This window comes from Stenotrophomonas sp. YJH_SMC_20 (genome assembly GCF_059367845.1).
Window position 1 is genome coordinate 18524 of the sequence record NZ_JCAFRG010000016.1, and the last position, 15193, is coordinate 33716.

The 15193-nt window shown below is 64.3% G+C and carries 28 protein-coding genes and 1 tRNA gene; 13 read left to right on the forward strand and 16 right to left on the reverse strand.

The annotated features are described in order from the left end of the window. Positions 1-194 precede the first annotated feature (194 nt). Positions 195-2015 carry an autotransporter domain-containing esterase gene (locus tag AC5P6A_RS20155; protein ID WP_026347045.1) on the forward strand — a complete coding sequence of 607 codons (1821 nt, stop codon included), beginning with the start codon at positions 195-197 and terminating at the stop codon, positions 2013-2015. 115 nt (positions 2016-2130) lie between these two features. Next, positions 2131-2204 (forward strand) — tRNA-Gly (locus tag AC5P6A_RS20160). Between the two features lie 447 nt (positions 2205-2651). On the opposite strand, the gene AC5P6A_RS20165 is transcribed toward AC5P6A_RS20160, so the two are convergent. From AC5P6A_RS20165 to AC5P6A_RS20185, 5 genes are read right to left on the reverse strand one after another with little or no spacing between them, the layout of a single operon-like run. Beyond that, positions 2652-3692 carry a tyrosine-type recombinase/integrase gene (locus AC5P6A_RS20165; RefSeq protein WP_495222372.1) on the reverse strand — a complete coding sequence of 347 codons (1041 nt, stop codon included), beginning with the start codon at positions 3690-3692 and terminating at the stop codon, positions 2652-2654. Between the two features lies 1 nt (position 3693). Next, positions 3694-3903 (reverse strand): DUF4224 domain-containing protein, encoded by a 210-nt coding sequence (locus AC5P6A_RS20170; protein ID WP_251103555.1) that lies wholly within the window; start codon positions 3901-3903, stop codon positions 3694-3696. Further along, the gene (locus AC5P6A_RS20175; protein WP_495222373.1) at positions 3893-4186 is read right to left on the reverse strand and encodes a hypothetical protein; all 294 of its coding nucleotides are present in this window, start codon (positions 4184-4186) and stop codon (positions 3893-3895) included. Before AC5P6A_RS20175 ends, AC5P6A_RS20170 begins: the two co-directional genes overlap by 11 nt. Then, on the reverse strand, positions 4183-4767 hold the full coding sequence (locus AC5P6A_RS20180; protein WP_188250509.1) for a hypothetical protein: 585 nt from the start codon (positions 4765-4767) through the stop codon (positions 4183-4185). Before AC5P6A_RS20180 ends, AC5P6A_RS20175 begins: the two co-directional genes overlap by 4 nt. Then, complete coding sequence (locus AC5P6A_RS20185) at positions 4764-4970, reverse strand: hypothetical protein (RefSeq protein WP_495222374.1); 207 nt, start codon at positions 4968-4970, stop codon at positions 4764-4766. Before AC5P6A_RS20185 ends, AC5P6A_RS20180 begins: the two co-directional genes overlap by 4 nt. A 61-nt stretch (positions 4971-5031) precedes the next feature. On the opposite strand from AC5P6A_RS20185, the gene AC5P6A_RS20190 reads away from it, so the two are divergent. Beyond that, a complete protein-coding gene (locus AC5P6A_RS20190) occupies positions 5032-5703 on the forward strand; it encodes a hypothetical protein (protein WP_495222375.1) in 672 nt (223 codons plus the stop codon). 91 nt (positions 5704-5794) lie between these two features. Here the strand turns inward: AC5P6A_RS20190 and AC5P6A_RS20195 are convergent, their stop codons facing one another. From AC5P6A_RS20195 to AC5P6A_RS20235, 9 genes are all read right to left on the reverse strand, one after another. After that, positions 5795-6025, reverse strand: coding sequence for a hypothetical protein (locus tag AC5P6A_RS20195; protein WP_495222376.1), 231 nt, complete (start codon positions 6023-6025; stop codon positions 5795-5797). Next, positions 6018-6881, reverse strand: coding sequence for a hypothetical protein (locus AC5P6A_RS20200; RefSeq protein ID WP_495222377.1), 864 nt, complete (start codon positions 6879-6881; stop codon positions 6018-6020). Before AC5P6A_RS20200 ends, AC5P6A_RS20195 begins: the two co-directional genes overlap by 8 nt. Beyond that, complete coding sequence (locus AC5P6A_RS20205; protein ID WP_005418780.1) at positions 6878-7087, reverse strand: hypothetical protein; 210 nt, start codon at positions 7085-7087, stop codon at positions 6878-6880. The genes AC5P6A_RS20200 and AC5P6A_RS20205 overlap by 4 nt, the downstream gene beginning before the upstream one ends. A gap of 87 nt (positions 7088-7174) precedes the next feature. Continuing rightward, positions 7175-7417, reverse strand: coding sequence for a hypothetical protein (locus AC5P6A_RS20210; RefSeq protein ID WP_495222378.1), 243 nt, complete (start codon positions 7415-7417; stop codon positions 7175-7177). After that, positions 7417-7674 carry a hypothetical protein gene (locus AC5P6A_RS20215; protein ID WP_495222379.1) on the reverse strand — a complete coding sequence of 86 codons (258 nt, stop codon included), beginning with the start codon at positions 7672-7674 and terminating at the stop codon, positions 7417-7419. The genes AC5P6A_RS20210 and AC5P6A_RS20215 overlap by 1 nt, the downstream gene beginning before the upstream one ends. 68 nt (positions 7675-7742) lie before the next feature. Further along, the gene (locus tag AC5P6A_RS20220) at positions 7743-8078 is read right to left on the reverse strand and encodes a hypothetical protein (protein ID WP_478434567.1); all 336 of its coding nucleotides are present in this window, start codon (positions 8076-8078) and stop codon (positions 7743-7745) included. Further along, positions 8075-8314, reverse strand: coding sequence for a hypothetical protein (locus tag AC5P6A_RS20225; RefSeq protein WP_495222380.1), 240 nt, complete (start codon positions 8312-8314; stop codon positions 8075-8077). Before AC5P6A_RS20225 ends, AC5P6A_RS20220 begins: the two co-directional genes overlap by 4 nt. Beyond that, the gene (locus tag AC5P6A_RS20230) at positions 8311-8526 is read right to left on the reverse strand and encodes a hypothetical protein (protein WP_495222381.1); all 216 of its coding nucleotides are present in this window, start codon (positions 8524-8526) and stop codon (positions 8311-8313) included. The genes AC5P6A_RS20225 and AC5P6A_RS20230 overlap by 4 nt, the downstream gene beginning before the upstream one ends. Beyond that, on the reverse strand, positions 8523-8717 hold the full coding sequence (locus AC5P6A_RS20235; RefSeq protein WP_180849097.1) for a hypothetical protein: 195 nt from the start codon (positions 8715-8717) through the stop codon (positions 8523-8525). The genes AC5P6A_RS20230 and AC5P6A_RS20235 overlap by 4 nt, the downstream gene beginning before the upstream one ends. Before the next feature lie 502 nt (positions 8718-9219). Between AC5P6A_RS20235 and AC5P6A_RS20240 the strand changes: the two genes are divergently transcribed. Both AC5P6A_RS20240 and AC5P6A_RS20245 read left to right on the forward strand, forming a co-directional pair. Further along, positions 9220-9627 carry a hypothetical protein gene (locus AC5P6A_RS20240; protein WP_495222382.1) on the forward strand — a complete coding sequence of 136 codons (408 nt, stop codon included), beginning with the start codon at positions 9220-9222 and terminating at the stop codon, positions 9625-9627. A 67-nt stretch (positions 9628-9694) separates the two neighbouring features. Then, the gene (locus tag AC5P6A_RS20245; protein WP_495222383.1) at positions 9695-9856 is read left to right on the forward strand and encodes a hypothetical protein; all 162 of its coding nucleotides are present in this window, start codon (positions 9695-9697) and stop codon (positions 9854-9856) included. An 81-nt stretch (positions 9857-9937) separates the two neighbouring features. Here the strand turns inward: AC5P6A_RS20245 and AC5P6A_RS20250 are convergent, their stop codons facing one another. Both AC5P6A_RS20250 and AC5P6A_RS20255 read right to left on the reverse strand, forming a co-directional pair. Continuing rightward, on the reverse strand, positions 9938-10636 hold the full coding sequence (locus tag AC5P6A_RS20250) for a S24 family peptidase (RefSeq protein WP_495222384.1): 699 nt from the start codon (positions 10634-10636) through the stop codon (positions 9938-9940). A 193-nt stretch (positions 10637-10829) separates the two neighbouring features. Next, positions 10830-11192 (reverse strand): hypothetical protein, encoded by a 363-nt coding sequence (locus AC5P6A_RS20255; protein ID WP_495222385.1) that lies wholly within the window; start codon positions 11190-11192, stop codon positions 10830-10832. Positions 11193-11259: 67 nt separating this feature from the next. On the opposite strand from AC5P6A_RS20255, the gene AC5P6A_RS20260 reads away from it, so the two are divergent. The 8 genes from AC5P6A_RS20260 to AC5P6A_RS20295 all read left to right on the forward strand — a co-directional run bounded on the left by AC5P6A_RS20260 (position 11260) and on the right by AC5P6A_RS20295 (position 15188). Further along, the gene (locus tag AC5P6A_RS20260; RefSeq protein ID WP_235647022.1) at positions 11260-11790 is read left to right on the forward strand and encodes a phage regulatory CII family protein; all 531 of its coding nucleotides are present in this window, start codon (positions 11260-11262) and stop codon (positions 11788-11790) included. Beyond that, positions 11787-12098, forward strand: coding sequence for a winged helix-turn-helix domain-containing protein (locus tag AC5P6A_RS20265; protein ID WP_495222386.1), 312 nt, complete (start codon positions 11787-11789; stop codon positions 12096-12098). The genes AC5P6A_RS20260 and AC5P6A_RS20265 overlap by 4 nt, the downstream gene beginning before the upstream one ends. A 1-nt stretch (position 12099) precedes the next feature. Then, the gene (locus AC5P6A_RS20270) at positions 12100-12993 is read left to right on the forward strand and encodes a helix-turn-helix domain-containing protein (protein ID WP_495222387.1); all 894 of its coding nucleotides are present in this window, start codon (positions 12100-12102) and stop codon (positions 12991-12993) included. Beyond that, positions 12983-13654: a hypothetical protein gene (locus AC5P6A_RS20275; RefSeq protein ID WP_495222388.1), complete on the forward strand. Its 672-nt coding sequence runs from the start codon at positions 12983-12985 to the stop codon at positions 13652-13654. The genes AC5P6A_RS20270 and AC5P6A_RS20275 overlap by 11 nt, the downstream gene beginning before the upstream one ends. Beyond that, positions 13651-13845: a hypothetical protein gene (locus AC5P6A_RS20280; protein ID WP_180877218.1), complete on the forward strand. Its 195-nt coding sequence runs from the start codon at positions 13651-13653 to the stop codon at positions 13843-13845. The genes AC5P6A_RS20275 and AC5P6A_RS20280 overlap by 4 nt, the downstream gene beginning before the upstream one ends. Then, positions 13845-14213, forward strand: coding sequence for a Ref family recombination enhancement nuclease (locus AC5P6A_RS20285; protein WP_180877217.1), 369 nt, complete (start codon positions 13845-13847; stop codon positions 14211-14213). Before AC5P6A_RS20280 ends, AC5P6A_RS20285 begins: the two co-directional genes overlap by 1 nt. Then, the gene (locus AC5P6A_RS20290) at positions 14210-14413 is read left to right on the forward strand and encodes a hypothetical protein (protein ID WP_495222389.1); all 204 of its coding nucleotides are present in this window, start codon (positions 14210-14212) and stop codon (positions 14411-14413) included. The genes AC5P6A_RS20285 and AC5P6A_RS20290 overlap by 4 nt, the downstream gene beginning before the upstream one ends. Before the next feature lie 76 nt (positions 14414-14489). Beyond that, positions 14490-15188 (forward strand): hypothetical protein, encoded by a 699-nt coding sequence (locus tag AC5P6A_RS20295; RefSeq protein WP_251103538.1) that lies wholly within the window; start codon positions 14490-14492, stop codon positions 15186-15188. The last annotated feature ends 5 nt before the right edge of the window (positions 15189-15193 follow it).

A 15193-nucleotide genomic window follows, 5' to 3' on the forward strand; every position in this document is an offset into this window, starting at 1 on the left:
TTGATCGGGGCGCCAGCTCCAGCACAGCAGGCTTCGGCGTGCTCAGGCGACAATCCATGCGGCGGCGCAGCGTGAGCAAACGGCGGCCCGGTGAAACCATTGACCGTGCGCCGGCGTACGTGTGCCGGATTCCAACCTATTTACCCCACAGGAGTTCCTAGATGCAGCTCAGCAAACACCCGATCCGCTCCCTGATGGCGGCTGCGATCGCACTCGCCGCGCTGCCGGCCATGGCAGGCGAAAGTCCGTATTCCAAGGCCGTGTTCTTCGGCGACAGCCTCACCGACGCCGGCTATTTCCGGCCGCTGCTCGATCCGGGCGTGCAGCCGGTCACCGGCCAGTTCACCACCAACCCGGGTTGGGTGTGGGCACAGCAGGTCGCCAACTACTACGGCCTCAACGGGGGTGCCAACGGCAACGGCCAGAGTGGCGACAACTACGCCGTGGGCGGTGCCCGGGTATCGGTGGACGAGGCCGGTGGCCTGGGCGTGATTCCGTCGCTGAAGTCGCAAGCAACCCGCTACCTTGCCGCGAACGGTGGCAAGGCTGACGGCAACGCCCTGTACACCGTATGGGGAGGCGCCAATGATCTGTTTGCGGCCACCCGTGCGGCGGCAGGTGGCGCGTCGCAGGCCCAGGTGCAGGGCATCATCGGCGCAGCGGTCACCGACCAGATCGCGCTGGTAGGTGCGCTGAAGCAGGCTGGTGCCCAGTACGTGCTGGTACCGAACCTGCCGGATGTGGGCATCACCCCGCAGTTCCGCGGCCCCAATGCCGCGGCCGCCACCGCACTGTCGGCCGGCTACAACAAGGCGCTGTACGGTGGCCTGAAGCAGGCAGGCATCGAGTTCATTCCGCTCGATACCTTCAGCATCCTGCGCGAAGTGACTGCCAATCCGGGCATGTACGGCTTCACCAACGTCACCAGCACTGCCTGCAGGATCGATCCGAACAACTCCACCGCCAGCATCATCGGCTGCAACCCGACCAGTTACGTCAGCCCGGATGCAGCCAACACCTACCTGTTCGCCGACGGCGTGCATCCGACCACCGCCGGCCATCAGCTGCTGGGCCAGTATGCTGTCTCGGTGCTGGAAGGCCCGCGTCTGCAGCAGGTGCTGAGCCACTCGGCCCAGACCATCGGCCGTTCGCGTGCCGACCAGGTCAGCATGCACCTGGGTGGTCGCCCGGCCGATGGCCTGTCCTGGTGGGGCGGCGTGCGCGGTGACCTGCAGCGTTATGACCATGCCGACCTGTACGACGGCCTGGCGCCCGCCGGCCTGTTCGGTATCGACTGGGCACGCGACGGCATGGTGTTCGGCGGCTTCGCCGGCTTCGGCCGCCTCAACGCAGACTTCGGCAACAGCCGTGGCGACTTCACCCAGAAGGACACCACTGCCGGTCTGTTCGCCGGCTGGTATGGTGACCGCATCTGGATCAATGGCCAGGTCAGCTACACCTGGCTGTCCTATGACGTGAACCGCAAGGTCCAGCTGGGCCCGGCCACTCGTGAGCACGGCGGTTCGCCGGACGGCAGCAACCTGACCGCCGCACTGAACGCCGGCTACGAGTTCGGCACCGAAGGCGGCTTCCGCCACGGCCCGATTGCTTCGGTGATCTGGCAGAAGGTGAAGATCGATGGCTACACCGAAAGCGCTGCGGCCGGCACCCTGGCCACCGCACTGGGCTACGACCGCCAGAACGTCGATTCGACCGTCGGCCGCATCGGCTGGCAGGCCCGCTTCGATGGCGGCACCGTCAAGCCGTACGCGCAGGTGACCTACGACCACGAGTTCGAAGACACCAAGCAGGCCAGCGCATGGCTGCAGACCCTGCCGGAACTGGGCAGCTATCGCGTGCCGGGCCTGAACTTCGACAAGAACTACGCCACCGTGGTGCTGGGTGCCCGTACCGAGCTGTTCGGCCTGCAGAGCAACTTCGGCCTGAGCGCTTCGGCCGGGCAGAAGCGTGCCCAGGACGCGACGCTGTTCGCCAACTTCAGCGGCAGCTTCTAAGCAGAAACCAGGCGGGGCCGGATCCCTTTCGGGAACGAAGGGGATCCGGCCCCGCTCTGATGCGGGGGCACCATTGCGCAACACCGGCCCCAGCGCATAGACTTTCCACCGCAACGCGGGCGTAGCTCAATGGTAGAGCTGTAGCTTCCCAAGCTACTGACGTGGGTTCGATTCCCATCGCCCGCTCCATGTCTCCCAACGGTTTTTACGTTTTGCAGCGCTCCGCAATATGCGGACCGCTCCGCAATAGGGGTCATTTCAGGCGGCTGAATCTAGAAGCTGCTGCCCGCGCCGCGCGTTTTCGGCGTCGGATGCCTGAAACCAAATCAGCGTCTCTGAGTGTCCAGGCTGACCGGCCGATGGGGGCTGGATTGACTCCGGGTAGACCGTGCACGTCTGCTCCGACGTGGTTCCCTGCACCCCTCCTGAGCTGAGAAGCTGTGAGACTTCCGGCCATTGCTCCGCTTCGACCATGAGCATGCTGGTTGATGTAAAAGCGAGACGCACGGTCGGGAAGCTGCGCATCATCATGGCGGTAATCTCGGTTTGGATGGTGCTGAGAATTTCGCTGAAAACTGCGAGAAAGTCGCCATAACGCAGGCGTAACGCTTTATTTTGCGTACAGGCACTGCCGTGCTAGCGCGTTGGCGTCGCCTTGGATCCTCTCTTTTTTCGCACGTAGATCTCGGTCGTGGTGACCGATGAATGCCCCAGCTGGGCCTGTGCCTCGCGAATGTCCTTTGCCGAATCGGCCTTATCCGTACCCGCCTTGGCGCGGAGATCACGGAACTGGAATTCCCCTTTTTCGATACCCGCCGCCTCCCTGGCCTTGTCGAACCGGTAGCGGAGCGCCGCCCGACCGAGGGCCAGGCCGTCATCGTCCACGATCAGCCGCGTGCTGTAGACCTTTTCTCGCCCGTTCGGGCATTTCTCCCCCTTACGCTTTGCAATGCGCTCTAGCAGCGCGGCCAGCTCGCCCGTGATCTCCATGGTGACGCGGTTACTGGTCTTCGACTGCTGGATGATGAGGCCGCGCGCTGTAACCTGGCGCACGTCCATAGACCACACGTCGCCGACGCGCTGGCCGGTCAGGTAGGCCAGATCCATGGCGTCGCGCAGAGCAGCGTCGGCGTGCGCATAGACAGCTCGGAATGCCTCATCGTCGACGTACACGTCGCGGCCGGTCTCCTTGTTGCGACGAATGCCCTCGCATGGGTTAGGTAGATCGGTGATGCCCTTGCCCCGTGCCCAGTTCCAGATATGCGAGAACAGCGACACCTCGCGGTTCGCGATCACTTTCGCCTTCCGCCAGTCCAGATACTGCCGGATGTTTATCGGGCGGATGGCTTCAAACGGTGCTGGCGGCGCGTCGAAGTAGCTTAGCAGCGCGGTGATGCAGCGATTGTTGAGGCGCTGGGTGGTGACGGCCTTGGTAGGAACCACCTCGGCGCGGTAGCGATCGGCAACGTGCCGGAAGGTCACGACGGCCGCTCCGGGGATCGTGCTCGCGTGCTCGATCTCGGCCCATCGCTTGATGGCCACGCCGTAGTCGCTGCCGAGGGGTGTTTCGCGCCTCGGCTTGCCGCCGTGGTCATAGTAGTAATGGGTCACGCCCGATTTCTGCTTGCGTGGCCTGAACCGGGGGATTGACCCCGGCTTACTCGGTTTCCGTCCCATTTCAAGCGACCTTGCTGGAAGTCCATGTCGGCGGCGCCTTTGGTGCATGCGCCGTTCCCTCAACGCTGGAGCGCAACACGACCGGCCAGTCGTGCGCATCCAGGTAGTGCTTGATTCCGTTCTTGCGGAGAAATGCCGCCTGGCGCGCGCGCTGTGGCGTGCGGCACAGGCCGGTGATCTCGTCCCGCGACAGGTACATGTCAGACGGCATTGGCCACCTTCCCTCCGCCTGCCATCACCAGGCGCATCTGTACGACGTTGTCGGCAACTGCTGCCGGCGACGGTGCCCGCGCGCTGCGCGCCGGGCGGTTGAGCCGGCGCCACGCTGCAATGGCTGCATCAGGATCGGCATGCTTGCCGGTCGACCTGCAGGCGCACTCGACCAGGTGGCCACCGCCGGCGGACGCGCAGCGCTTGTCGTGGATGTGGCGCGCGCGGTGGCCGGCGGTGCAGTTCGGCAACCCTCCCGGGTGGCTGATATGTTCCTGGGTCATGGCTTGTTGCACTCCTCGATGTGGGCTTCGAGCTTTTCAATCAGGAAGGTGGCTTCGGTGGCCCTGCGGCGGCGCTCGTGCGTGCTAACCGGCGCCGGGCCGGCGTCCCGGATCCACTTCAGCGGCTCAAGGAACCAGCTCGGGTCGACAGGCAGCAGCTTGCGCGGGTCGGGCTTGTTGTCGGGTGGGAAGCAGTCCGGCCCTGCCCAGTCCTCGCTCATCCCGCAGCGCGTGCACACCCGCCGCTGGAAGTCGTGGACCTTCTCGGGCTGGATTACGCGCGGTGTCTCGAACAGTGCGCGGACAACGAGCCCACGCTGGTGCGCAGCGTAGACGTGCCCCGCGTCGGCCTGCATCCAGCAGCCAGGCCGGTGATCGTCCTTGTTGCGGTACTCCCAGCGCACTGGCTGAGCGGTGTAGAGCGCTTTCAGCAGGGTGTCAGCCCAAGCGCGCACCTCGCGACCGTCAACAGCGGTGGCCGGATCGACACGCCGCATGGCAGACACGACCGCGGCGACGGGCGACGATGCCTTGGTGGCCTCGACAACGGTGGCAGGGGAAACGGGCAGTGGTGCGGTCATGCGAACAGTTCCAGTTGGGCCGGCAGCGCCGGTACGCGCGGCGGTGCCGGCAGTGGGGCGGGAGTGCTGGCGCGCATGCGTGCGCGCTGTGCAGCGTTGAAGGCGAACCAGAAGCCGAGGCCGTGTCTGCGCGCCCGGCATTCGGTCAGCAGAACGCGCGCTGTGTGCTTGGCCTGTGCAGCGGTGAGCGGTTGGTCAGCCATGGCAGCTCTCCGCGCGCCATGGCGTGGCAGAATGCCGGCGAGTACACAGGGGGATCTTGGAATGAGCATGGTTAACGCGCTGAGCCAGTGTTGGTGGCTGGGAAAGACGTGCGTTCCGGAATGGGAGGCATGGGCGGTTGCAGCAGGAGTCGCTTCCGTTGTGACCACGGCGGTTCTGGGTTTCGTCACGTACAGGCTGAGCAGGGCCGCCAACCGCGCTAGTGCTGCCGCAGTTGAAATTGCTGGATTCCAGGCAAACAAGCAGGCATATCGTGAAGAATCCGAGCGACTGCTCGTGCTCGTTCAGATCATTGCCGAGGTGTCGAGTAACGCCGGCCTCCTCGGCCACGTCCATGGCCTGCTCAGTCAAGAGAACAGCGAAGCCGTCTTCGTTATGGACAAGGCTTTCCAGAACCGAGTCTTTGGGCGATTGAACAAAATTGCCTTCCCATCCCTGGAGCGCGTGCGGGATCGACTCCACTACCTCGACAGAAGGACAGCTGCCTGCTTTGTGCGCGCAATTGGCATGTTTGAGCTCTTGCAAAGCGGAGACAAGTACCGAGATGGAACCGAAACTCAGGATGAGTTGAGAGCAGGCATTCGAGCCCTGCGAGCAACTATCCCTTGGATTATTGAGGATCTGCGCGTCGTGGAAGCTGAAGGCGTCGCAGCCGTAAATCGACTGGGCCTCAGCAAGGATCCCTCCACATTGCAAGCCGCAAAAATCGATTGATGAATGGGCGTAGATTGGGCAGCGGTCTGTCCAGTCAGTGATGTATCTGGCGAGAGAGTTGGCTTGGCGCCGTTTGGCGGTGAGCAGCTGGTCAGCCATTGGCCACCCCGCGAATCGCCAGCACGGTTGCCTCGCGCAGCTTGTGGCCGCAGTCCAGGCACTCGTAGAGCGACGGGCCAAAATGGCGCCCATAGGTGCCGTCCGCTTCCGGAACGTCATCAATGCCCCAGCCATAGGCGCTCATGCCCGTGGCGGCCGTCTCAAAGTAGCGGTAACCGCTAGTGCCCTTGCACTTGGGGCAGCACTGTTCGCGCTCAGCCATTGCCCACCGCCTGGCTGTCGATCAGCCGCTGTCTCCGGTTGGCGATCACATCCAGCACGGAGTTGCGGCGCACCACGTCGTGCCCGTCGATCTGGCCGACCACGTTGACCAAGCAGACGGCTCGGCGCAGTTCGTCCAAATCGACGGCATGTGCGGGCTTGTACTCATCGGCCGCCTCGATGGCGTTTTGCCAGGGGCAGTTGGCGCTAGTGTGTTCGCCGATATCCACGCCTGTGATGGATGAGATGCGGGCGGCTAGCTCGTCGGCCACTTCCTCACATCGGTCGCGTTGGTCGATGGTCTCGCCATGGGCGCGTTCTTCTGCGAGCAACGCCGCCTGATGGTCCACGGCATGCGCGGGCGGGGTATCGGTGCGCCCCATGGCGTACGCTGCATCGGCACGGCAGTTCGCGCAGTTCGCGTCGACGGTGAAGATGTAAGGCCGGTTCGGCTTCAGGCTGACGTGCCGCAGCTCGCAGATGCGCATTTCCATCGGCGGCTCCCCCACCGGCTGGCGGGCGGCGAGTGCTTCTCGCAGCTCTGCGATTGCCGCAAGGATCGGCTCAGCGCCACCCTGTTCCGGATCGCATCCCAGTTCTCGCGAAACTTCCGCCAGCGCGGCGCAGGCGTCCACGAACATGCGCTCGTAGTTCAATCCCCCCTGACCACCCGGGGAGGGCTGGGCGGGAATGATCGCGTCGTGCAGTTCCATGGCCTGCTGGCTGTAGCCGATGCCGTGAGTCCCGGCGTTGTATGCGTCACCCATCAGGTCGCGTGCCCGGTCGTACGGCACAGTTGCCAGCCTCACCATCCCACCGGGCTGCACGTCCGCCAGGGTGTTGTTGTCGTTGCTCATGCCTGCATGTCCTTGCTGTTGGTGGAGCGCGCGCTGTGCGCGGCGAGGTGTTCCCAGCGTTCCGCTTCGCCCACGTAGTACGCGTGGCGTTCCTGCCGGACGGTGGCGGTGAACTGCACGTCGTGCAGTGCGCGCTCGGCGGCTGCGCGGTTGGCCGCTGCCATGCGGGCTGGGTCGTGATCGAAGATGTCGAGCTGGTTACGCACGCTGGACTCCTGGAATGGGTTGCCGGCTGTTGGAACCCGGCCGGCGCGGGTTCCCTGCGCTACAGGGGCAGAGCGCAGGGCAGGGGGTCAGTGGGTGTCGTCGGCGGCGAGCGGCGCGCGCTGTCGTTCATCGCTGCGGCGCTGCATCTCGGCCTTGAACGCTGGCCAGGTGGTGTTGAGGTCTTCCCAGCAGCGCCATGCGAAGAACACGGCGCCGATGGCGCAGGCGAGGGCGACTGCGTCGACCTGGTTGCGCAGGGCCCAAGCCAGCAGGGCGAGCAGCAGGCCGACAGCGACGGTGCAGAAGAAGGGCAGGGCCAGGTGGCGCATCACTCGGCCCCGCACAGGAAGCCCGGGCTGGCTGCTTCCAGCCACTCGCGCATGGTGGTCATGACGCCGGTGGGCTGCTCGTCTTCGTCGGTCTCCGGCACCGGCATATCCAGATCCTGCTCCGATGCCTGATAGGGGTAGCCGTCTGCGGGCGCTTCGCCGCAATCGGCTTCGTACAGTTCGGCGGCGTGCTCGATGGATTCGGCAGCGTAGATGGTCGGCATGTCGTCGACGTAGAAGGCCTTCAGCTGGGTCATGGGGATTGCTCCTGGCGGGGTGATGGGCGGGATGCCGACGGCCATGGCGGCGGAGAAGTCGTGGTCTGTCACGGCTGGCCGCCTACAACGCGAACGCTCGGCTTGCCGGCGACTTCGACGGACGGGTAGAACACGCGGTACTTCCCGGTTTTCAGGTTCTTCGTGCGCACATTGATCGAAGCCCAGGGCCTTCCGTTGACGCCCATGTGCAGGTGGACAGTGGTGCTAACGATCAGCGCCTCCCGTTCGACCGGTGGGTGGCCATAGCGCTGCGAGCGAACGATGCAGCGCGCACCCGGCGGGTATGCGTCCCATCCGGCGTCAAACGCGTCCATGGCCGCGCCTTCCAGCACCGAGAGATGAGTATCCAGAGCCGGGTGATCGTCGCGATACTGACGGCTCATGCAGCACCGCCTTTGGCGCTCGCCAGTTCGGCACGCAGCTCGGCGATGCGGCGACGGTCGTTCGCGGCGTCCCCTTGGTAGCCGGCGGCGACGCGCGCAGATGCGGCACGGTTCGGATTGCGAGGATCGTTTGCCCTGCGCTCGAAGTACCGAGCCCGGCGGCTGGCGCCGCGCTCCATCACGAGGCACCAAGCGAGGTCGTGCCGCAGGCGCTGCACATCGACAGGGGCGCTCATGCAGCGCCTGCCTGTGCGCGCGCTGCGCGGCGAGCAGCGGCGACGGCGCCTGCTGCGCTCTTGCCCTGCCGCAGGACGGCATTGGCGGCGATGCTGGCGGAGATGACGACCTGGTTGGGGAGGAGGCCCCAGCGGCGCCCGGCGCGGGCGACGATGCCGGCGGCTGCAGCGGCGCGCTGGGCGTTTGAGTGGTGGGCGAGGGCGGCGCTCATGCGGCGGCGCCTTGCTGCGCGGCGCGCAGCTGGTTGGCTGCAGCCTGTAGCTGTTGAGCGAGCTGTTCGGCTTCGCTGGCATCCATCTGGACGCTTACGTTTCCGAATTGGGCCTTCACCCGGCCCAGCGGGAGCAGTGCGAAGGCGGCGGGGGTGAGGTCCTTGAAGACGCCAAGAGCGAGCGTGGCCATGCATGATCTCCTGCGCCCGGCCCCGGGATGGGGTGGTGTTGGGCGACGTAGATCAAACTACAGGATTCTGTAGAGCGACGTCAACAGGATTCTGTAGATTTCTTTCGGGCGACGTGTGACCACCCCTGTAAGTGATACCGCTGAGCCATGCTTTGACCTGGTCCTGGACACAAGACAGAAGGCAACAATCCCTGAATATGAACGTTTAACGTTAAAACTTCCGGTCCTAGCCGCGGTCTATTGGGAGATCCCATGAGTCTGAAACCTAGGCGACACAAGGGTTCACTAAGGTTTCATCGTTCCGGGCCGATAATTGGCTTGCAAGGAATTGACTACCCACCTTCGTGAATCTGAGCCTTTGTCAACCGTTGTTGTGTGACATGGTTGTGGTAGGGCCTAGTTGCCCGCTATCATGGCCGACAGACTGTAGCGATTCGCTACATCTGATAGCGCCGGGCAACTCGGCTGTCACTACTTTCAACAGGGGGAGGGGCTCAAGGATATGAGTTCCGGAGATGGAGATGGAGGCGCAGGTGGTGGCCATGAGGCTTCCGTCCGGCGTAACGAAGCACTTGAAGTAGCGGTGGGCGTCATCTGGATGCACATCGTTAGGCACATCAAAGATGTGCTGAAAGGTTCCGAACTAGGGTACGAGCACATCGGAGAATGGGCGGACCCGAGCATCGAAGAGATTGTTAAGTCGGTCACTAAGATCGACGGGCTGTTGAACGATATCTTTGATGGTGCAGCAGGTACGCTGAGCCACAGCTGCGAAAACCTGCTGATTAATTGTCAGCAATCTGTTCACCTGATCCGCCGGGTACACATCTCTGTCAAGCACGACAACCAAGATGAGTACAACGACGTGATCGAAAAGCTGACGCAGCAGAGCAAGGTCATAGTGTTTTGATCTCGCTGGTGCCATTGGGCACTGATTACCTACCCCGACGACATTGTGATGAAAAATGGAGCTCCTGATGATCTCTGATGCCAAGAAGCTGAATCCGAACGGTATGGGCTCGCCCAAGAGCCGAGAAGAACTCATCGCTCTGGCTCATGAGGTGTGCGCTGAGTTCGAGAAGATTCATGCCCATATGGGTTGGATCTTGGAAGGATGCGACGTCGCTAAAGCGGCTTGATGCATGGTTCGAAAAAGCCCCGCTACGGCGGGGCTTTTTTTTTGTCCCAAATCGGGACAGTAGTCGCATAGTTTTCGAACGTTAGAACTTCCGCAAGCCTGCATGGATCAGCGCCTTCCCCAGGATGCTCACATCGCCAGGATCTGGCCTATAGGCCGGGAAGTCAGTGTTGACGCTTACGACGTAGAGACCGTCGCCGCGCTTCTGCAGCATCTTGATCTGCGTCTCGCCCCCGATGTTGATCAGGTAGTAGTCGTCACCGTCGAAGTAGTCGCAGCTGGTGTCGATCCAGACAATGTCGCCGTCTTCGAGCTTGGGTTTCATCGACGGCCCGCGGCCGGTGATGATCTGGATCCTGCCTGGCTTGGGTAGGTAACCGAGCTTCCTGCGGACTTCCCATTCTGCGACCTCGATGGTCTTCACCACCTCTGGGTAGTCCTGGTTGACCATCCCTGCACCCATTCCCGCACCCCCTTCGAACAAGTCGAAGCGAACATAGCCCGAGGGTGTCTCAGTCTCTGAGATATATGAGACAGGTTCTTCGCGCACTGCGAGTGCATGGGGTTGCTGCGGCGTTTTCTCTCCCCGCCCAGTCTCGAGCCATGACAGAGAGACGCCCAGGGCATCGGCGATGACGCGGAGCTTGGTGCTCGTCTGCATGCCGCCCCGTTCGAGTTCTGAAAGAGTGCTGTAGCCGACGCCCGAAGCCGTCGCCAGCTGCGGCCGGGTCATGTTGATGGCCTCTCGGGCCTTCTTTACGCGATCGCCAATGGTCTCCATCCCCGAATGCTCACAGAAATCTGTAACAGAATGCTGTTGATCGGAACTACAGAATCCTGTAGCTTGCCTATCCATGGACTGGAAATCCCACATCGAAGGGTTGTTGAGCGCCGGCGCCACGGTTGATCAGTTGGCCGCCGGAATGGGGGTTACCCCGAATGCCGTTCGCGAGATCAGGGCGGGCAGGACGCGCTCACCACGCGCTGACGCCGCGTTCCGTCTTGCCGCAATGAAACCCGGCGAGCTGGGGACTTCTGCCAGAGAAATTGGGCTTGAGGTCGACAGCCGAATGAGCAAACGCGCGCTGCGTGCGCGGCTTCGCATCGCAAGCGATAGGCACTTGGCCACCTTGCTCCAGCTTCCGACCGAGGAGGTCGAGGCATGGCCCGAAGAGGGCACTCTCCCAGCCTTGCCTCAGATCCAGCGGCTGCTCGGTACTGAGCCACAGGCCGTCGCCGAACCCGCGAACGAGGATCCCGACGCCGACCGCATTGGGCCCGTCGATACCGCCTGAAAGGCCGTCCCTGGCCGTCGTCCCTGATTTGTTGATCTCCATGGCGCCCATCGTGCGCCGCCCGGGCCCAGCCCGAAACCTTGAAACACAGCCTTCCCCAAGGTGACTCATGACCTGCCGTACATCCGCACTCAACTGGCTCGACGTTCTCTACAACTCCGTGCGCAAGACGCCCGGTGGTGTCGTGGATGCAGCCGCCTTCTTGGCCGACCGCCGCGGCAAGTCCATGCACCCGGAGACGCTGCGCGCGAAGCTGCGCGGCCTGGAGGGTGAATCGGTGACGTTGGAGATCGCCGAACTGCTGACCGAATGGATGCAGGAGAAGGCGGGCGGCAACGACTACGCCCTGGACTGGATGCAGGCGCTGGCGGGCCAGTTCGGCATGGCCGTCGCCACGGTTCCGCCGCCGCCGGAGGGTGGTTGGTCGGACGAGATCGGCGCCATCCAGACGAAGCTGCTGGAGATCACCACGCGGGTGGGGCGCCTCTCGGGCACCGCAGTGGATGCGATGGCCGACCGCCATATCGACAGCGACGAAGCCAAGCTGATGGTGGAAGAGGCCAACTCGCTGATCACGATGGCGCACCGGCTGATCCGCAACGTGTCGCGCGCTGCAGCGAAGGGGAGGGCGCGCCGATGAACCATCTGGCCCGCTCCAGCGATCCCAGCACCAGCCATGAAGCAGCCAGCCGTGTGGTGTCCAGTGGCAAACAGCGTGCCCAGCAAGCAACGACCGAGGCAGCGGTAAGGCGCTACCCAGGCCAGAGCAGTCTGCACCTCGCCACCCTGACCGGGCTTGATCGGCATATGATCGCCCGTCGCCTGCCCGAGCTGGAGAGGGAGGGCCGCGTCTGGAGAGGCCCGAAGGCACCTTGCGCCAGCGGCGAAGGCAGCGCGTGTACGTGGTGGCCGGTTGCCCCGGGCGAGAACCTGGACCTGGGGCTCTGACATGTCGACCATCATCATGTCGCAGTGCTGGCCGCTGCAGGGCCTGAGCGTCACGCAGAAGGCTGTGCTGATCTCGTTGGCTGATCAGGCGAACGACGACGGCGTGTGCTGGCCGGCGGTGGGCACCATCGCAGCGCGCTGCTGCATGTCGGCGCGCGCTGTTCGCACGGCAATGGATCATCTGGAGGCCGTTGGCCTGCTGACCCGTGACCGCCGGTTCAACAGCAGCACGGTCTACAAGGTCACTCCGGCCAACTTCGACAAGGCCGCTGCGCCGTCTAAGGCTGGCCGTAAGTCTGGAAAAGCAGGTACTGCACCGGGCGCAGGGGCTGCGCCCCATGCAGGGGGGGCGCCCGCTGCAGGAGGGGATGCGCCCCATGCAGGAGGGGGTGCACCGGGCGCAGGTCTGGAGGTGCGCCCCGTGCCGCCTAACCGTCATATAACCCCCATTGAACCGTCAGATGAACCGCCAGTTGCGCCGCCTGTGGCGACGCCGCCGACGAAGGCGGAGCTGGAGGAGCAGATGCAGCTGGCCTGCAAAGCGACGTGGGGCGCCTACCGAGCCGCCTACCGCAATCGCCACGGCGTGGACCCCGTCCGCAACGCCAAGGTCAACACCAACGTTCGGGATCTGGTGAAGCGCCTTGGCCGTGAAGAGGCGCCGCTGGTGGCGGGGTGGTTCGTGAGCGTCAACGAGCAGTACGCCGTGAAGCGCATGCACGACCTGGGTGTGCTGCTGGCCGGCGCTGAAGCGTACCGGACCCAGTGGGCCACCGGTCGACAGGTGACCGCCACCATCGCCCAGCAGCACGACCAGACCCAGGCCAACGCATCGGCTGTCGATGACGCCAAGGCGCTGCTGCGCCGCATGAAGGGGAGCGCCAATGCTCAGTGATGCCGATCAGGACAGGCTGGTCGAAATGCTGGTGACCACGGCTGAGGTGATGGGCGAGCAGATCCGCCCGGCCGCTGCGGCCTACATGGTTGCCGACCTGGCGACCTATCCGCTGCCGGTGCTGGCCAACGCGCTGACTGCCTGCCGTCGCGAGGTGAAGGGCAAGCTCAGCCTGGCCGCGATCATGGAGCGCATCGACGACGGGCACCCGGCACCCAACGAAGCATGGGCCGTTGCCATCCGCGCCTCTGACGAGGCGGTGACGCTGGTTTGGAGCGAGCAGACCCGTGACGCATGGACTGCGGCGCTGCCCCTGGTTGAGGCGGGCGACAAGATCGCAGGCAGGGCTGCATTCCTGGAGGTCTATACCCGGTTGGTGAAGGAGGCGCGCGCTGCAGGGTGCTGCGCCGTCTACCAGCCGTCGCTGGGCCACGACGCTAGTGCCCGCGACGCCGCGCTGCAGCAGGCAGTCAACGCTGGCCGCCTGGCGCATGAGCAGGTTGCCAAGTACCTGTCGTTGCCGCCGGCCACGCCGGCATTCAACCCGCTGGCGCTGCTGGCCGGCCGAGTGGAGGCGAGCCCGGAAGCGAACGAGCGCACCCGGAAGCGGCTGGCCGAGATCGCCGAGCTGTTCGGCTCGGCTCAGGACGCTGCGGCATGAGGCCGGACCACGTCGAACTGGAAGTGCGCCCGGCATCCGAGCCGGTGGCCGAGGCGGGCTGGTATCTGGCCTATGGCTACGGGATCAAGCCGCTGGTGCTGTATGCCGCCCGTGGCACTCGGGTGTGGCGCGATGGCATGCGCCAGATCCCGATCACCCGCTATGCCGGTCCAATCCCGGAGCTGCGCTGATGTGGTCGAACGCACCCCCGCCGACGAGAGCCGAGGCAGCGCGTATCGAATTGGCGAAAACCGGCCCATGTATGGCCTGCCTGGCGCTGCAGATGCAGGACCTGCTGGAGCCGGAGCTGGTGGTGTATGGCTGCGACTACAACCACGCCAAGAGCGGGAACCTGCGGCGCGGTCACATGTTTGGTTACGCCCTCTGCAAGTGGCACCACATGCGGCATCCGATGGAGGGGAACACCTTCGCGACGATGCGTCAGATCTACGGCCCGAGCCTGCTGGATGGCTCGCGGACGTTCCACGAGACGTACGGCTCCGACGACGAGCTGATTGCAAACCAGACCTACATCAACGAACTGAGGGCGGCAGCATGAAGAAGACGAAGGCCATGGCGCCGAAGATCAACCCACGGCGTGCGCCCCGCGAGCGGCGAATGGATCAGAACACGGTGTCCCGGCCGAAGCGGGTAAAGACCGGCGCGATCGCCAAGGGCCAGATCGAGACGGTGGAGCAGTTCGAGGCACGCGGCGGGCAGGTGCAGCGCCTGTCGGCCAGCTGGGACCGTGCGGCGTGACAGGTGCCGCAATAGAAGACAACCAAGCGCGATCGCGCGCTGCATGAGCAAACCACCAAGGGGAAGGCGCATGGGAATGAACGAGGCACGCGAACTGCTGTCGAGCCGGACGGGGCCGAGGGCACTGAGCTTCGAAGGAAGCATCGGCGGACCGAGCACTGAGGAAATCTTGGCTGCCTTGGCGTACGTCCCGGCCGGCCTTGGTCGCGAACTACTGGAGGCGCTGTGGTGGCCGGAGAGTGGTCAGCGGAGGCGAGAGCAGCTGCGCCAGGCGGTTGTCTCACTGGTGGCGCCCGAATTTACCCGCCAGATGCACGGCCTTGCCGATGCCCGGACGGATTACGGCATAGCCAAGGCCAGCATGGGTTGGTGCGGCGGGACCGTTACCGACGCGCAGCGACGGGAGCTGTTCCGTACGGAAAAAGCTCTGGACGATGCGCGCGCTGCGGCCTGGCCGAACAACACAATGGAACAGTTGGGAGTACTGGCCGGGGCGGTGATTGATGAAATGGCCGGCGCGCGCGAGTGCTCGCACTGCGGTGGCAAGAGGGTTCTGCTGGACCCGCGCGTAGCAGGTGTCGTGAACTGCGTGGAGTGCGGTGGTAGCGGGCATGAACCGCTGAGTGGCCGTAAACGCGCGGCCGCGATCGGCGCCGACTGGTCGGCATACAGCCGGTTCTGGCGCCCGGTGTACGAGTGGATGCTGTGCAGCTTCCGTGCCGCCGAGTCGCGCGCTGCAAGGAAGTTCAACAGGGCACTTTCCAAGGCTGAATAGCGATG

Coding starts and splice junctions, on each gene's coding strand:
- AC5P6A_RS20235 (WP_180849097.1), bottom strand. CDS start 8,717: ATGGCCACGCTCGCTCTTGGCGTCTTCAAGGACCTCACCCCCGCCGCC.
- AC5P6A_RS20200 (WP_495222377.1), bottom strand. CDS start 6,881: ATGAGCAACGACAACAACACCCTGGCGGACGTGCAGCCCGGTGGGATG.
- AC5P6A_RS20165 (WP_495222372.1), bottom strand. CDS start 3,692: ATGGGACGGAAACCGAGTAAGCCGGGGTCAATCCCCCGGTTCAGGCCA.
- AC5P6A_RS20230 (WP_495222381.1), bottom strand. CDS start 8,526: ATGAGCGCCGCCCTCGCCCACCACTCAAACGCCCAGCGCGCCGCTGCA.
- AC5P6A_RS20155 (WP_026347045.1), top strand. CDS start 195: ATGGCGGCTGCGATCGCACTCGCCGCGCTGCCGGCCATGGCAGGCGAA.
- AC5P6A_RS20245 (WP_495222383.1), top strand. CDS start 9,695: ATGATCTCTGATGCCAAGAAGCTGAATCCGAACGGTATGGGCTCGCCC.
- AC5P6A_RS20260 (WP_235647022.1), top strand. CDS start 11,260: ATGACCTGCCGTACATCCGCACTCAACTGGCTCGACGTTCTCTACAAC.
- AC5P6A_RS20295 (WP_251103538.1), top strand. CDS start 14,490: ATGAACGAGGCACGCGAACTGCTGTCGAGCCGGACGGGGCCGAGGGCA.
- AC5P6A_RS20240 (WP_495222382.1), top strand. CDS start 9,220: ATGAGTTCCGGAGATGGAGATGGAGGCGCAGGTGGTGGCCATGAGGCT.
- AC5P6A_RS20210 (WP_495222378.1), bottom strand. CDS start 7,417: ATGCGCCACCTGGCCCTGCCCTTCTTCTGCACCGTCGCTGTCGGCCTG.
- AC5P6A_RS20180 (WP_188250509.1), bottom strand. CDS start 4,767: ATGACCGCACCACTGCCCGTTTCCCCTGCCACCGTTGTCGAGGCCACC.
- AC5P6A_RS20270 (WP_495222387.1), top strand. CDS start 12,100: ATGTCGACCATCATCATGTCGCAGTGCTGGCCGCTGCAGGGCCTGAGC.
- AC5P6A_RS20285 (WP_180877217.1), top strand. CDS start 13,845: ATGTGGTCGAACGCACCCCCGCCGACGAGAGCCGAGGCAGCGCGTATC.
- AC5P6A_RS20265 (WP_495222386.1), top strand. CDS start 11,787: ATGAACCATCTGGCCCGCTCCAGCGATCCCAGCACCAGCCATGAAGCA.
- AC5P6A_RS20190 (WP_495222375.1), top strand. CDS start 5,032: ATGAGCATGGTTAACGCGCTGAGCCAGTGTTGGTGGCTGGGAAAGACG.
- AC5P6A_RS20185 (WP_495222374.1), bottom strand. CDS start 4,970: ATGGCTGACCAACCGCTCACCGCTGCACAGGCCAAGCACACAGCGCGC.
- AC5P6A_RS20280 (WP_180877218.1), top strand. CDS start 13,651: ATGAGGCCGGACCACGTCGAACTGGAAGTGCGCCCGGCATCCGAGCCG.
- AC5P6A_RS20170 (WP_251103555.1), bottom strand. CDS start 3,903: ATGCCGTCTGACATGTACCTGTCGCGGGACGAGATCACCGGCCTGTGC.
- AC5P6A_RS20175 (WP_495222373.1), bottom strand. CDS start 4,186: ATGACCCAGGAACATATCAGCCACCCGGGAGGGTTGCCGAACTGCACC.
- AC5P6A_RS20215 (WP_495222379.1), bottom strand. CDS start 7,674: ATGACCCAGCTGAAGGCCTTCTACGTCGACGACATGCCGACCATCTAC.
- AC5P6A_RS20225 (WP_495222380.1), bottom strand. CDS start 8,314: ATGAGCGCCCCTGTCGATGTGCAGCGCCTGCGGCACGACCTCGCTTGG.
- AC5P6A_RS20290 (WP_495222389.1), top strand. CDS start 14,210: ATGAAGAAGACGAAGGCCATGGCGCCGAAGATCAACCCACGGCGTGCG.
- AC5P6A_RS20275 (WP_495222388.1), top strand. CDS start 12,983: ATGCTCAGTGATGCCGATCAGGACAGGCTGGTCGAAATGCTGGTGACC.
- AC5P6A_RS20255 (WP_495222385.1), bottom strand. CDS start 11,192: ATGGAGATCAACAAATCAGGGACGACGGCCAGGGACGGCCTTTCAGGC.
- AC5P6A_RS20220 (WP_478434567.1), bottom strand. CDS start 8,078: ATGAGCCGTCAGTATCGCGACGATCACCCGGCTCTGGATACTCATCTC.
- AC5P6A_RS20250 (WP_495222384.1), bottom strand. CDS start 10,636: ATGGAGACCATTGGCGATCGCGTAAAGAAGGCCCGAGAGGCCATCAAC.
- AC5P6A_RS20195 (WP_495222376.1), bottom strand. CDS start 6,025: ATGGCTGAGCGCGAACAGTGCTGCCCCAAGTGCAAGGGCACTAGCGGT.